Below are 13,133 nucleotides of genomic sequence, written 5' to 3' on the forward strand. Positions count from 1 at the left end.
GGCTCAGATCCCGTAGGCCAGCAACACCCACTCCCCTTCCCTCTCCTCCTCCAGGAGGGAAAAGCCTTCCCTGGCCATGGCCTCCTTCACCAGGGTGGCCTTTTCCGCCAGGATCCCCGTGAGGAGAAGCCTCCCCCCAGGGGCCAAGGCCTTTGGATAAAGGGGGGCCAGCTCCCGGTGAAGCTCCGCAAACAGGTTGGCCACCAGGAGATCAAAGGGCCCGTAAGGCAGGGCTTCCTCGAGGCTACCCGGGAGGAAGCGGACCCCGGCCCCGTTTCTTCTGGCGTTCTCCTCCGCCTGGGGAAGCACGGTTTCGTCAATATCCACCCCCAAGGCCTTGCCCCCCAGCTTGGCGGCGGCAATGGCCAGGATGCCCGAGCCCGTACCTAGGTCTAGCACCCTTTCCCCAGGACGCAGGTAGCGGGCCAGGGCGGAGAGGGCCAGGCGGGTGGTCTCGTGGTGCCCGGTGCCAAAGGCCATGCCGGGCTCGATCACCAAGGGTATCCCCTCCCCCTCCCAGGGGTGCCAGGGAGCCAGCACAAGGAAGGGCCCAGCCCACACAGGCTTAAGGTCCCGCCGCCAAGCCTCTAGCCAGTCCTCGTCGGGAAACTCCTCCCATACTCCCCCAAAGGGGAGGTCCAGAGGAGCGGGGAAATAGGCCCACACCTCCCCCTCCCGCTCCTCGAGGCCCCGGGCCCCCCGGTCAAAGAGCTCGGGGATCAGGGGGTCCAGCTCCGCCGCCGTACCCTTCAGGCGGTAAACCCACACCTCGCTATTCTACCCGGTAGCGGCAGCAGCTCCCCCCTTCGGCGATGCGCTCCTCCCGAAGGAGGGGTAGGCCCAGGAGCTCCTGGTAAGCCAGGAGTTCGCTTTGGCAAAGGGCCTCGTGCTCCCGGGAGAGGGCCAGCTTGGGGCAGCGCTTCTGGCAAAGGTACAGCTTCCCCCCTTCCTCCACCACCTCCGCCTCGTAGCCCTGCTCCCTCAGGAACTGGGCCAGGCGGGCCAGCCGCTCCCTCAAGGGCAAAGCCCCTAGGTTCAGGGGGGCGAAAAGACTCCGGTTCCTTTCCAGAAGCAGGCGTACTACCCCCTCCTGACCCAGAACCTTTTCCGCTTCTCTAAGCACATCCCCACAAAGGGAAGCGTAGGGAGCCTCCCTGTCCTGGGCTATGTACAGGCGGTAGGGCCGGCCCCGGCCCAGGCACTTCCTCATCTCCGAGCGCACCAGGCCCCGGGCCTCGAGGTCCTGGAGGTGCTTCAAGATGGCCACCCGGCTCACCCCAAGGGCTTCGGCCAGCTCCTTGGCGGTATAGGGCCTGAGCCTCAGGAGGTCCAGAACGCGTTCCTTGGTGCCTTCCAGAACAAGGGCCATATCAGGCCATGGGCAAGGCGATGAAGGCTTGCACGCTGAGGGCGGCGGCCAGCTCCCGGGCCGCCTTGCGGAAGGCTTCCGCCTCGGGACCCTCGGGGGCCTCCACCAGGATGGGCCGCCCGCGGTCGCCGCTTTCCCTAAGGGGGAGGGTGAGGGGGATCTCCCCCAGGAAGCGGGTCTTGAGCTTCTCCGCAAGCCGCCTTCCCCCCCCTTCCCCGAAGATGGGGGTGGGCTTGCCGCAGTGGGGGCAGAGGAAGTGGCTCATGTTCTCCAAAACCCCCAGGACGGGCACCTGAACCTTCTTGAACATGTCCGCAGCCCTCTCGGCATCGATCAGGGCCACCTCCTGCGGGGTGGTCACGATCACCCCACCGGAAACCTTGGTGAGCTGGGTGAGGGAAAGCTGCACATCCCCGGTGCCCGGAGGAAGGTCCACCACCAAATAGTCCAGCTCCCCCCAGTTCACGTCCTCCAGGAATTGCTTTATGGTGCCGTGAAGGATGGGCCCGCGCCAGATCATGGCCTGACCCGGGGGGACGATGTTGGCGATGGAAAGGACCTTGAGGCCAAAGGCCTCGAGGGGGAGGATCTTGCGGTTTTCGTCCACCTTGAGCCTCTGCCCTTCCAGCCCGAACATCTTGGCCTGGCTGGGCCCGTAGAGATCGGCGTCCAAGAGGCCCACCCGGGCCCCCTCCTGCAAGAGGGCCAGGGCCAGGTTGGCGGCCACGGTGCTCTTGCCGACACCCCCCTTGCCGGAGCCCACCGCCACCACGTGCTTCACCCCAGGGATGGGGTACTGCTCGGGAGCCCTAACCCCACCGCCGAAACGCACCCGTACCTCCTCCACCCCCAAAGGATGAAGGGCTCGCTTGATGTCTGCCTCTATCTGGCCCTTTAAGGGACAGGCGGGGGTGGTGAGGTTGACCAGGAGGTCCACCCGGCTTCCCTCCAGCCTCACCTCCCCCACCATGCCCAAGGAAACCAGATCCTTGCCCAACTCGGGGTCCATCACCGTGCGCAGGGCCTCGAGGACCCGCTCTTCCGTAAGCGCCATACCGGGCTCAGGGTATACCCGGATATGGTTTTGGGCAAGGGGGAGACTCACAGTTTTCATCAAAACCCTCCCCAGGCCTGGGCTAATATGGGTTCGCATGTACCCCGAGTGGCGGAAGCAACCCTTCTTTGAACTCCACCTGGCCTGGCTGGTTCAGGGACCCAGGGGCTACGACCTTCTCTTCAAGGTCAACCCCTATAGCCTTTACAAAACCCGCGAGGAAGCCCTGGAGGCCGCCAAAGCCCTTCTAAAGGGAGAAAGGCTGGACCAGGATCCCAAGGTGGGAAGGAACAAGGCTCCCGTACTCCTTTCCCCGGAGGACCACACCCGCTTCCTGGTCCTTTTGGAAAGCGGCAAAGCCCTTTTGCCCCTGGACCGCTATGCCCTTTTGGGAGAGATCTCCTTGGTGGAAGAGCGCCTTCTCCACCGGGCTCCCTTCCGGGACCCCAGCAACGTCCTCTATAGCCTCAAGGACCTCCCCGTCCGGCTCTTCCACACGCCCGTCAACGACCCCGAGGCGGATTCAAAGGAGGTATCCCAGGGAATCCTCCAGCTGGAACCTGAGGGGATACGGGTGGGGGAAACCTTCCTGGCCATCCCCGGGGAAACCCCGATAGAGGGCCTGGCCTACGAGGATGCCTTCTTCGACCTGGGGGAGGGCCACTACTACCTCTATGCGCTTTCCGGTTCCACGCCCTCGTAGAGTCTAAGGTGCCCTCCAAGAGGGCCAACCGGGCCCTTTCTGGGCCAGCATCCCCTGAATGCACCCACCCAGCTTGGGTAAACTATCGGAAGCATGGACCTACCCAAGGCCTACGACCCCAAGACCGTGGAACCCAAGTGGGCGGAGAAATGGGCGAACCACCCCTTTGTGGCCAACCCCAAAAGCGGCAAGACCCCCTTCGTCATCTTCATGCCGCCCCCCAACGTGACGGGAAGCCTGCACATGGGCCACGCCCTGGACAACTCCCTACAGGATGCCCTCATCCGCTATAAGCGCATGCAAGGGTATGAAGCGGTCTGGCTCCCCGGCACGGACCACGCGGGCATCGCCACCCAGGTGGTGGTGGAAAGGCTTCTCCTGAAAGAGGGCAAGACCCGGCATGACCTGGGCCGTGAAGCCTTCCTGAAGCGGGTTTGGGAGTGGAAGGAGGAATCGGGGGGCACCATCCTAAAGCAACTCAAACGCCTTGGGGCCAGCGCCGACTGGAGCCGGGAGGCCTTCACCATGGACGAAGTCCGCTCCAAGGCGGTGCGCTACGCCTTCAGCCGCTACTATCACGAGGGCCTGGCCTACCGGGCCCCCCGCCTGGTCAACTGGTGCCCCCGGTGCGAAACCACGCTTTCGGACCTGGAGGTGGAAACCGAGCCCACCCCGGGAAAGCTCTACACCCTGGCCTACGAGGTGGAAGGCGGCGACCGCCTCGCCATCGCCACCGTAAGGCCGGAAACCGTATTCGCTGACCAGGCCATCGCCGTCCACCCCGAGGACGAGCGCTACCGGCACCTTGTCGGCAAAAAGGCCCGCATCCCCCTCACGAACATCTGGATCCCCATCCTGGCGGACAGCGCCGTGGAGCGGGAGTTCGGCACCGGGGCCCTCAAGGTGACCCCAGCCCACGACCCCCTGGACTACGAGATCGGGGAACGGCACGGACTGGAGCCGGTTTCCGTCATCAACCTGGAAGGACGTATGGAGGGGGAACGGGTGCCCGAGGCCCTGCGGGGCCTGGACCGGTTCGAAGCCCGGAAAAAAGCGGTGGAGCTCTTCCGGGAGGCAGGCCACCTCCTGAAGGAGGAAGACTACACCATCCAGATGGCCACCTGCTCCCGCTGCGGCACGCCCATTGAGTACGCCATCTTCCCCCAGTGGTGGCTTTCCATGAAGCCCCTGGCGGAAAAAGTCATCCAGGGCCTAGAACGGGACGAGATCGCCTTCGTGCCCGAGCGCTGGAAGAAGGTGAACATCGACTGGCTGAGGAACGTCAAAGACTGGAACATCTCCCGCCAGCTCTGGTGGGGGCACCAGATCCCCGCCTGGTACTGTGAGGACTGCGGGGCGGTGAACGTGCCGCACCCTGAGCGCTACCTGGAAGACCCCAAGGTTTGTGAGGCTTGCGGAGGCCAGAACCTCAGGCGGGATGAGGACGTCTTCGACACCTGGTTCTCCTCGGCCCTTTGGCCCCTTTCCACCCTGGGTTGGCCCGAGGCGACGGAGGACCTCCAGGCCTTCTACCCCGGGGACGTCCTGGTCACGGGCTACGACATCCTCTTCCTATGGGTGAGCCGCATGGAGGTCTCCGGCTACCACTTCCGGGGGGAAAGGCCCTTTAAGACCGTGCTCCTGCACGGCCTGGTTCTGGACGAGAAGGGGCAGAAGATGTCCAAATCCAAGGGGAACGTCATAGACCCCTTGGAGATGGTGGAGCGCTATGGGGCGGACGCCTTGCGCTTCGCCCTCACCTATCTGGCCACCGGGGGACAGGACATCAGGCTGGACCTCCGCTGGCTGGAAATGGCCCGGAATTTCGCCAACAAGCTTTACAATGCCGCCCGCTTCGTCCTCATGAGCCGCGAAGGCTTCCAGGCCAAAGCGGAAGAGCCCACCCTGGCCGACCGCTTTATGCAAAGCCGTTTAAGCCGGGGGGTGGCGGAAATAACCCGCTTTTACGAAGCCCTGGACCTGGCCCAAGCGGCCAGGGAGATCTACGAGCTGGTCTGGAGCGAGTTCTGCGACTGGTACCTGGAAGCCAGCAAGCCAGCCCTGAAGGCGGGGAACGCCTTTACCTTACGCACCCTCGAGGAAACCCTCGCCACCCTCCTGAAGCTCCTCCACCCCCTCATGCCCTTCCTCACCAGCGAGCTCCACCAGGCCCTCACGGGCAAGGAGGAACTGGCCCTCGAGGCCTGGCCCCAACCCAAGGCCACGGACGAGGAAGCCGAAGCTCAGTTTGAAGCCCTCAAGCAGGCGGTAACGGCGGTGCGGGCCCTGAAGGCCGAGGCCGGGCTTCCCTTGGCCCAGGAGGTGCGGGTCTACCTGGAGGGGGAAGCTACGCCCGTGGTGGAGAACCTGGAGGTTTTCCGCTTCCTGGCTCGGGCCGAGCTGTTACCCGAGCGGCCCCACAGGGCCCTGGTGAAGGCCATGCCCAAGGTGACGGTGCGCATGCCCCTAGAGGGCCTCCTCGACGTGGAGGAGTGGAGGCGTCGGCAGGAGAAGCGTCTGCAAGAACTCCTGGCCCTGGCAGAAAGGAGCCAGAAAAAGCTTTCCGCCCCCGGCTTCCGGGAGAAGGCTCCCAAGGAGGTGGTGGAGGCCGAGGAGGAAAGGCTGAGGGAAAACCTGGCCCAGATCGAGCGCCTCCGGGAGGCCCTCAGCCAAATAGGGTGAGCCGGGGATCTTGGGCCTCTCCCGGAGCCTCGGCCACCGCCTCGGCCCGGCGCAGGTTCAAGGTGACGAAGGGAAAGGTTTCCAAAGGTTCCAGGTTCACGACGGGTTCGTGGGGGTTGAGGACGTAAAGCTTGGCCTCGAGGAGGGTCTGGAAGGGCTTGGCCTGGGAAAGGTGGTCGGAAAGCCGCACCCCCCGGGGAAGCAGGAGCTCGCCCGAAAGAAGGTAGTCCCCAAAGAGAAAGGCCAGCTTGCGCCGCTCGAGAAGGCTTGGGCTGGTGCGGGGCTCGCTGGGTTTCCCCCCCGCCACCCACTGGATCCGCTCCTTGCGCAGAGCCAGGAAGCTGGTGCTGGCCTTGAGGTCCTTGGCTTCCGGGGGATGGGTGTAGCCCGGGGTGTAAAGGAGGGCACCGGTGACGGGAAGATAGGGCCTCTCCTGGTTCAAGAGGTCGGCGGTGCCCGCCCCGGGCACCAGGTAGATGAGCCCGTAGACCCGGTAAGCCTGGGTGTAGATCCTGGCCTCATGTACCTCTCGGGGCTGCTTGTACATCCTTCACCCCCTATTCGGCAATACATGTGCCCTATCGGGCAAAGCCGCCCAGTAGGCCAACAGGGCCTCGCTGAAAAGGGGGGCATGCCCTCGCTGATAGGCGAAGAGGAGCCTCTGCCCCACCAAGGCCCTAAGCCGCTCCTCGTCCGTGGGGAGCATGGGCGGAGCCAGGAGCCTGGCCCGGGTACCCGCCCCCAGGGCCACATACACCGGACCGCGGGGAAGCCCCACGGGGGTAGGGGGTATCCCTAGCCAAAGGGTAGCTTCCTCAGGGCTTAATAGGCGAAACCCCGCCCTCTTCACATACTCCAGGCCCTCGGGGTTATCCTCGGGAACGTATACCCCCTCCCCCATCCTGGCCCGGGCCAAGGCCTCGGGCAAAGGAATGGGATAGGCAAAGGGCTCCATCCCTCCCTCCAGCTCCCCGGGCTCCCGGAAGTCCAGGGCCTGGGCCTCATAGGACACGGTACCGTTCCAGCGGTTTTCCACCAGTAAGACAGCGGCTTCCAACTCCGAGGGCATAGCGGCCGCCCGCTCCCCCATGCGCCAGGCCACCACCCTAACCCCCTGCAGGCGGAAGGCGAGGTGCTTTCCCTCCCCCATGGAGCGGATCTCCTCCGGGGAGCCTTGGAGAAGGAAAAGGGGCTCGGGATTCCCTTCCCCAAAGGGCTCTAAGGCCAGCAAGGCTCGGTGAAGGTCTGGAAGGGACGCCAAAGGGGGTAAAAGCCCTACAAGGGGCACTTCCCGCACGGGGTCGGGGAGGGAGGCGGCAAAGGCCTCCACCCGCTCCTTAAACCGGGGGAAATGGGCCTCATCCACGGCAAAGCCCGCAGCCTCCCGGTGGCCCCCATAGCGGAGAAGAAGGTCCTCGGCACTCCTTAAGGCCTCCACGGCGCTGATGGGGGGGAGGCTTCGCACCGTGCCCTTTCCCTGAGCCACGAGGAAGACCGGGCGCAAGGTGGCCTCGAGGATCCGGCTCGCCACGATACCCATCACGCCCGGATGCCCCTCCGGGTCGTGGAGGACGATGGCCTTGGCCTCGGGATCCGCCTGGGGAAGGAGCCTTTTCAGCATCTCCTCCTCTATGGCCTGGCGGCGAGCGTTCAGCCGATTGAGCTCCTCCACCAAATCCCTGGCCTCCTCCTCGTCCTCCGTGAGCAGGAGCCTAAGGGCTTTCTCCCCCTCCCCCAGGCGGCTTGCCGCATTGATGCGGGGAGCGATGCGGAAGGCCACCTCCACCGCCTTCCCCGTGTAGCCCACGTTTTCTGCAAGGAGGCGAAGCCCCAAGGAGCAGGAGTCCTTAAGGCGCTCAAGCCCTTCCCGCACCAAGGCCCGGTTCCACCCCCAAAGGGGAGCCACGTCGGCGATGGTGCCCACCGCCGCCAGGTCGGCATACTCCAGGGGCGGGGGCAGGCCCAGCCGCTCATGTAAGGCCCAAAGGAGCAGGAAGGCCACCCCGGCCCCCGTGGGGTGCTCCTTAAGGTCCGGGGTGTAGGCGGGATGGAGAATGACCCCCGGAGGCGGGGTATCGCGGGGCGTGTGGTGGTCGGTCACCAGAACCTCCACCCCGTTCTCCACCAGCTCCCGAAGCTCGGCATGGTTGGCGATGCCGCAGTCCACCGTCAGGAAGAGATCGGCGGCTTCCCGATGCTCGGGGAGGCGCTTGGGGTGGACTCCATACCCCTCCTCGAGACGGTGGGGGATAAAGGGATGCACCTCCGCCCCCAAAGCCCTAAGGCCCCGCACCAGGATGGCAGTTCCGGTGAGGCCATCCGCATCGTAGTCCCCGTGGATGCGGATGCGCTTCTTCCCCTCTAGCGCCCAAAGGAGAAGCTCCACCGCCTCCTTAAGGCCGCTTAGGGGAAGAAGGCCCAGGGAAGGCCTGAGGTCCACCGGGCGGCGCACCCCCCGGTGCCAGTAGGCTAAAGCAGCCTCCGGCCCCACCCCAAAGGCCTCCATCACCTCCCGCCACTCCTTCAAGGGCGGCAAGGGAAGAAGACGCCAGCGCACCCGGTCCTTCATATAACCCCCTAAGCCTCCCTCCCCCATCCCCCAAAGTGGGGATCGCTACACCTCTTCCCGATCGGGGATTCTGGGAATCTCCTCAATGCGTTCCCGCTTTAAGGCGTTGACCTCGCCCTGAAGCCGCCGCACCTCCCGGAGAAGGGCACGCCTTTCCCCCACGCCCCAAAGCCAAAGAACCAGGGCATACACTCCCCCCACCAAAAACCCCAGGGCATAGACCCCCGGAAGAAGGTAGTAAAGGGGCCAGGAACCCAAGGGCGTGGGCACCTCCAGGAAGGGGAAGGCCAGGTACAGGTAAAACCCCGCTCCCGCCACCCCCAGGGTGACGAGGAGAAACACCCAGTGGGCCAGCTTCATGGCCTTAGAATACCCCCTCTTTGTAGTCGGAAAGGCGCACCCGCCCCTCGTACAGGGCCTTGCCTAAAAGGGCGCCCTCCACCCCCAGGCGCTTTAAACCCAGAAGGTCCTCCGGGCCAGCAATCCCCCCGCCTGCGATGAGCTCATGGGGCCAAGCCTGCCGCACCCGGGCCACCGCCTCCAGGTCCAAGCCCTTCAGGGTCCCATCCCGCCGCACATCGGTGTAGATCACCGTGCGCACCCCCAGGGCTTCCCAACGCCCAAGGAGGTCCAGGGCGGAAAGGGAAGTGGCCTCCTGCCACCCTGAGACCACCACCTCGAGGCCCCGGGCATCCAAACCCACCGCCAGCCTAGCAGGCCCCACCTCCGCCAACATGGCCTCCAAGAGGGCAGGATTCTTCACCGCCACCGTGCCCACCACCACCCGGGAAGCCCCCAGCAGGAGGATCTCCTGGAGAACCTCCAAGGAACGCACCCCACCCCCCACCTCAAAGGGAATGCGTATCTCCTGGGCGATCCGCCGGAGGGCCTCGAGGTTATCCCCCTTTCCCAGGGCCCGGTCCAGGTCCACCAGGTGCAGGAGCCTGGCCCCCTCTTCCTGCCAGCGCAAGGCGGCCGCCACCGGATCCCCGTACTGGGTCTCCCGCCCCGGGTCCCCCTCGTAAAGCCGGACCGCCTTGCCCCCCTTCAGGTCCACGGCGGGAATCAGCAACATGGGGCTATCCTTACACATTTAGACATGATACCTAGGGTTCTTGGCTACGGAGTGGACACCTTCCGGGTCAACCTGTATTGGGATGAGGGACGCTATCAGTTGCCGGAAGGTCTGGAGGCCGCCCTTGATAATCTCAAGGACTTGTATCGTCAGAACCCTGGTGCGGCCATTTTGTGGGGCGTCGATGCCTATTTCCCCCTTCCTCGTTTGGATGGTTCCGTGAATATCATCTCTGGAGACCTTCCCCTTTATGAAGCGGCTTTGGTCCAGCCTACTCGTCATTACGCTTGGCAGTTGAGCTTCGCTAACCTCCTGTTCGTCCGCCTCTCGGCGGTCCGGGACACTACCCGCCGGGCTTCCTTCCCTGCGGTGGTGGTGGAGATCACGGGTACCTACATGATGCAGGCGGGTAGGGATGTCCGGCGTGTGGTGGATTGGGTCATGGAAGCCGCCACAAACCTGGTGGGTACTCGTCCGTCAAGGGTCCAGGTGTCCCGTGTTGACCTTTTCGCTGATATCGAGGTGCCCCATGGCGCCTTCCATGTGGAGGACATAGCTCGGTTCACTAGCCGGGCTCGGTCCCGGTCCATGTGGCTCGCTGAGGGGCAGGTCCCCGCCGAAGGCGGGGCCGCCCCCAGTGGGGGGCCCATGAGTAACACGCCCCCCGCTATTCAAGTTCCTGCGTCCCTCGGTGAGGCCCCTGCTACCATGTCCGTTCATCTTCGGGGTCATACCTGGTCGGGCTTCACCTTCGGGCGTGGCCCCCTGCTGGCTCGGGTCTATTCCAAGACCCTTGAGGCCAAGACCAAACCCGCTTCCCGCTTGCTCCTCAAGGCGTATGAGGAGGTTCACGGTGCCCTTCAGGGGGAGGTCGTACGGGTGGAGTTCCAGCTAACCCCGGAGGTGTTGGCCGAAATGGTGGTGCCTGGGGATGGGGTGGATGTGCGGGATTGGGACGTGTTTGGTCCGTCTATCCCGGCGATTTGGGCGTATCTCACTGAGTCGTGGCTTGTGTTGCGTGATAAAGCCACTTACCTCAACTACTCCGTTTTGGGAAATGCCCCTGTGGATCCGCTTTGGCGGTTGGTCCAGGGTGCTTTTCGTGAGGGAGGTGATACGGGAAAGGCGGTTAGAGTGAAGTGGCAAGCACAGGTGGATGTCCTTTCGCTGGCCAAGCAGGCTCTTGGGGCCTATCTGACTGCTCTAGCGGCGGTTGGTAAGGCGGGTAAAGTCAACCTCCTCAACCCCTTCATTGCTCTTTTCCGTGTCCTTGCTGGTACTGCTGAAGATCGCAAGCGGTTCGTTGAGGAGGCTAAGGTGTCCTACTTCAAGGGTGTGGAAACAAAGCAGGCTCGCTTTGGCTACATGCCTGAGCGCATGGCATACGGAGGTGTGTGATGTTTGACGGCGTTCCGGTTAGCACGGTGGATCTCTTGGTCCTTGGTGTTTCGTCCGGTGTGCGGAAGGACGGCGTGGCCTATGCCCGTGTCCTGGTTGCCATGAGCCCCCAGATGCCTAACGTGCGGGGCCTGGAAGCGGTCTACCTGGAGGCCGATCCATCCGTGGAGGCTTCCTTCAAGACCCTCCCCGCCGTCTACCGCCTGCGCCTTCGGAAGGGTGCGGTGCGGGGTTATGGCACCCGGCGGGATGAGGTGCGGGAAGTGGTCGTGGGTGCTGAGCTCATCGGCACCCTGGCCCTCAAGGAGGCTCGGGAGGTAAAGAGTGCTTGACCTTCAGGCCCTCATGCCCTTCTTCCAGGTCGTTGCCTTTGGCCTCGGCCTCATTGGTGGGGCTCTGGTGGGGGGTGAGTGGTGAACCCGTCTGCCTGGTTCATCTGGACCCTGGCCTTTACGGTGGTGCCCTTCTCCCTGCTAGCGGCCTACCGCTACATGGGCAGGCTCTATGGAGGCTTCTAATGTGGACTGGACTCCGGTCTTTCAGGCGTTTTGGTGGGGGTTCGGTGCGGGTCTGGTGGCATCGTTCCTCCGTAATCTCCTCAAGCGGCTTTAGGGACAACCGGGGTGCTAACCCCGTAGAGGTCCAGAAAGGAGGTGAGTAGCGTGGAGTTCGAGCCTTCTCAAATCGCTTCCCAGGTTACCAACTATATCGGCCTTGTGGCTGCGGCTGGCGTCGGCGTGCTGGCTCTGAGCATTGGGCTCTCTGCGGCTTGGCGCTATGCCAAGAAGTTCCTGAAGGGGTAGCCCTATGAGGAAGGCCCTCCTGCTGGTGGCTCTCCTGCTCCTGGCAGGGGGGCCTGTCTACTCTAGCGGTGTTATCGATGTGGACTATGCTCCCGTGCGGCAGACGGTGTCCATGGTGCTGCGTACGTCCAGCAGTACTGAGATTGTGCAGCTGGCATCTGGGCAATTGCGTAACTCAAAACTTGCACCTCCCGAATACCCTGCATGAACACCCCCTTCCCCCCGCAGGCGGAGGCCAAAGACCCAAAGCTCCCAGCTCGGCCATGAGGACCCGCAAGACCACCTCCGGCAGAAGCAGGCGCGCCGCCTCCCGCCCAGCCTCCCGCCAAGAAAGACCTCTCCCGTCTGGAGCTAGCCTCACCCAGTGGGCCAGCAGGTAAGCCAGGAAGGACAGCACCAGAAACCGATGCACCCCCAAGGCCGTCCGCTGCCCAAAACGCCCCAGGGAAAACTCGCTCTTTACCGTGCGGAAGAAGTGCTCAATGGTAAACCGCCGCCGCCCCCACACCAGCACAGTCCGTGGCCCCGCAGGAAAGGTGGCCACCACGTACCGCCACTCCCACCCTCCCCCGGGTAAGGGATAGCGGTACCAGCTCACCCACACGGGAAAGGGAAGTCCCCGCAGATGCACCCGACTCCCCTGCCGTCTGAGCCCAAAGAGGGGAAGCCCCTCCCGCGTCTTTCGGTCCCGCCGCATCCCCACCACCGCTTCCAGACCCAACCCCCGCACCCCCACAAGAAACCGGGCGGTGCCGAAGGCAGCATCGGCCACCACCCGAAGGTGGAAGGACTTGCGCATCCAGGGGGGCAGGGAGGCCAGAAGACGCAGGGCAAGGAGGGAAAGGGCCTTCTCCCCCTTCCCCCGCCACACCCGGTAGGCCCAGGGGATGCGCAGCTCTCCCAGCACCAGATAGAGCACCACCAGGTGGAGCCCCCACTTGCCGTGGAAAAAGGAGAGGGGCAAGGCGGGGAAGAGGCCCCGCTTCTCCAGGGTGACCAGGTCCAGGACCACCAGGAGCCTGGGCTTGGGCCCCCGCCTGGGCCTGGCCCGGTGGAGGGTTTCCTGGGCCTTCTTGCGAGCCAGGCGGATGAGGGCGCGGGTGGGCCAGGGATAGCGGTTGAGGAAGCGGGAGAGGGCGGAAGGGGACTTGGTCTTGCTGTGCTGGGGCCTGGCCTTGCCGTGGCCGGTGAGAAGGAGGAGAAGAAGCGCTTTGAGGGATTCGCGGAGGTGGGGGGTTGGCAGGAGGGCCAGGAGGGTCCAGAGTAGAGAATGGGCCGTTTGGGTCATGGCACCCTTCATCCGAAGGGAACCCGGCGGCCCTTTTCAAGTGGTCCCCTGGCGCATGGGTATGCGGGGGGTGGATAAGTGCAAGTTTTGAGATAACCCTTTCACTCGCCCCGACATAGATACGGACGGGGATGGCTGGCCCGACTGGGTGGAGTGGTATGAGGCTAATCGCCGGGGAGTACCCTGGCCGGA

The 13,133-nt window shown here is 64.3% G+C and carries 13 protein-coding genes; 5 read left to right on the top strand and 8 right to left on the bottom strand.

The window, feature by feature from the left end:
• Window positions 1–3: 3 nt before the first annotated feature.
• Genes EBI04_RS04105 through EBI04_RS04115 form a run of 3 tightly spaced genes read right to left on the bottom strand, consistent with a single transcriptional unit; the run spans window position 4 to window position 2,423 of the window.
• Window positions 4–768: a 50S ribosomal protein L11 methyltransferase gene (locus tag EBI04_RS04105; protein WP_135256183.1), complete on the bottom strand. Its 765-nt coding sequence runs from the start codon at window positions 766–768 to the stop codon at window positions 4–6.
• Window positions 769–772: 4 nt separating this feature from the next.
• The gene (locus tag EBI04_RS04110) at window positions 773–1,369 is read right to left on the bottom strand and encodes a helix-turn-helix transcriptional regulator (protein WP_135256185.1); all 597 of its coding nucleotides are present in this window, start codon (window positions 1,367–1,369) and stop codon (window positions 773–775) included.
• Between the two features lies 1 nt (window position 1,370).
• Window positions 1,371–2,423 (bottom strand): Mrp/NBP35 family ATP-binding protein, encoded by a 1,053-nt coding sequence (locus EBI04_RS04115; RefSeq protein WP_135256187.1) that lies wholly within the window; start codon window positions 2,421–2,423, stop codon window positions 1,371–1,373.
• A gap of 97 nt (window positions 2,424–2,520) precedes the next feature.
• On the opposite strand from EBI04_RS04115, the gene EBI04_RS04120 reads away from it, so the two are divergent.
• Both EBI04_RS04120 and EBI04_RS04125 read left to right on the top strand, forming a co-directional pair.
• Complete coding sequence (locus EBI04_RS04120) at window positions 2,521–3,126, top strand: hypothetical protein (RefSeq protein ID WP_135256189.1); 606 nt, start codon at window positions 2,521–2,523, stop codon at window positions 3,124–3,126.
• A 93-nt stretch (window positions 3,127–3,219) separates the two neighbouring features.
• Window positions 3,220–5,808, top strand: a complete 2,589-nt coding sequence (locus tag EBI04_RS04125; RefSeq protein WP_135256191.1) for a valine--tRNA ligase — start codon at window positions 3,220–3,222, stop codon at window positions 5,806–5,808.
• Here the strand turns inward: EBI04_RS04125 and EBI04_RS04130 are convergent.
• From EBI04_RS04130 to hisA, 4 genes are read right to left on the bottom strand one after another with little or no spacing between them, the layout of a single operon-like run.
• Complete coding sequence (locus tag EBI04_RS04130) at window positions 5,792–6,355, bottom strand: DUF6812 domain-containing protein (protein WP_135256193.1); 564 nt, start codon at window positions 6,353–6,355, stop codon at window positions 5,792–5,794. The genes EBI04_RS04125 and EBI04_RS04130 overlap by 17 nt on opposite strands.
• Window positions 6,356–6,358: 3 nt before the next feature.
• A complete protein-coding gene (locus tag EBI04_RS04135; RefSeq protein WP_135256195.1) occupies window positions 6,359–8,377 on the bottom strand; it encodes a single-stranded-DNA-specific exonuclease RecJ in 2,019 nt (672 codons plus the stop codon).
• Between the two features lie 45 nt (window positions 8,378–8,422).
• On the bottom strand, window positions 8,423–8,737 hold the full coding sequence (locus EBI04_RS04140) for a hypothetical protein (protein WP_135256197.1): 315 nt from the start codon (window positions 8,735–8,737) through the stop codon (window positions 8,423–8,425).
• A gap of 4 nt (window positions 8,738–8,741) precedes the next feature.
• Window positions 8,742–9,452, bottom strand: a complete 711-nt coding sequence (gene hisA, locus EBI04_RS04145) for a 1-(5-phosphoribosyl)-5-[(5-phosphoribosylamino)methylideneamino]imidazole-4-carboxamide isomerase (RefSeq protein ID WP_135256199.1) — start codon at window positions 9,450–9,452, stop codon at window positions 8,742–8,744.
• Between the two features lie 24 nt (window positions 9,453–9,476).
• Between hisA and EBI04_RS04150 the strand changes: the two genes are divergently transcribed.
• From EBI04_RS04150 to EBI04_RS13135, 3 genes are all read left to right on the top strand, one after another.
• Window positions 9,477–10,850, top strand: a complete 1,374-nt coding sequence (locus tag EBI04_RS04150) for a hypothetical protein (RefSeq protein ID WP_206202068.1) — start codon at window positions 9,477–9,479, stop codon at window positions 10,848–10,850.
• Window positions 10,850–11,182, top strand: a complete 333-nt coding sequence (locus EBI04_RS04155; RefSeq protein ID WP_135256203.1) for a hypothetical protein — start codon at window positions 10,850–10,852, stop codon at window positions 11,180–11,182. The genes EBI04_RS04150 and EBI04_RS04155 overlap by 1 nt, the downstream gene beginning before the upstream one ends.
• A 330-nt stretch (window positions 11,183–11,512) precedes the next feature.
• Entirely contained in the window at window positions 11,513–11,653 is a 141-nt protein-coding gene (locus EBI04_RS13135; RefSeq protein ID WP_167481872.1) for a hypothetical protein, read from the top strand.
• A gap of 175 nt (window positions 11,654–11,828) precedes the next feature.
• Here EBI04_RS13135 and EBI04_RS04160 read toward each other — a convergent pair whose 3' ends face one another.
• Window positions 11,829–12,953, bottom strand: coding sequence for a transposase (locus EBI04_RS04160; protein ID WP_444545750.1), 1,125 nt, complete (start codon window positions 12,951–12,953; stop codon window positions 11,829–11,831).
• Window positions 12,954–13,133 lie beyond the last annotated feature (180 nt).

Origin of the sequence: Thermus caldilimi (assembly GCF_004684245.1) — a bacterium.
Classification (GTDB): Bacteria; Deinococcota; Deinococci; order Deinococcales; family Thermaceae; genus Thermus; species Thermus caldilimi.

Bases quoted from the DNA above. Each gene is read 5' to 3' on its own strand.
- EBI04_RS04110 (WP_135256185.1), bottom strand. From the start codon at position 1,369: ATGGCCCTTGTTCTGGAAGGCACCAAGGAACGCGTTCTGGACCTCCTG.
- EBI04_RS04115 (WP_135256187.1), bottom strand. From the start codon at position 2,423: ATGGCGCTTACGGAAGAGCGGGTCCTCGAGGCCCTGCGCACGGTGATG.
- EBI04_RS04120 (WP_135256189.1), top strand. From the start codon at position 2,521: ATGTACCCCGAGTGGCGGAAGCAACCCTTCTTTGAACTCCACCTGGCC.
- EBI04_RS04125 (WP_135256191.1), top strand. From the start codon at position 3,220: ATGGACCTACCCAAGGCCTACGACCCCAAGACCGTGGAACCCAAGTGG.
- EBI04_RS04130 (WP_135256193.1), bottom strand. From the start codon at position 6,355: ATGTACAAGCAGCCCCGAGAGGTACATGAGGCCAGGATCTACACCCAG.
- EBI04_RS04135 (WP_135256195.1), bottom strand. From the start codon at position 8,377: ATGAAGGACCGGGTGCGCTGGCGTCTTCTTCCCTTGCCGCCCTTGAAG.
- EBI04_RS04140 (WP_135256197.1), bottom strand. From the start codon at position 8,737: ATGAAGCTGGCCCACTGGGTGTTTCTCCTCGTCACCCTGGGGGTGGCG.
- hisA (WP_135256199.1), bottom strand. From the start codon at position 9,452: ATGTTGCTGATTCCCGCCGTGGACCTGAAGGGGGGCAAGGCGGTCCGG.
- EBI04_RS04150 (WP_206202068.1), top strand. From the start codon at position 9,477: ATGATACCTAGGGTTCTTGGCTACGGAGTGGACACCTTCCGGGTCAAC.
- EBI04_RS04155 (WP_135256203.1), top strand. From the start codon at position 10,850: ATGTTTGACGGCGTTCCGGTTAGCACGGTGGATCTCTTGGTCCTTGGT.
- EBI04_RS04160 (WP_444545750.1), bottom strand. From the start codon at position 12,953: ATGAAGGGTGCCATGACCCAAACGGCCCATTCTCTACTCTGGACCCTC.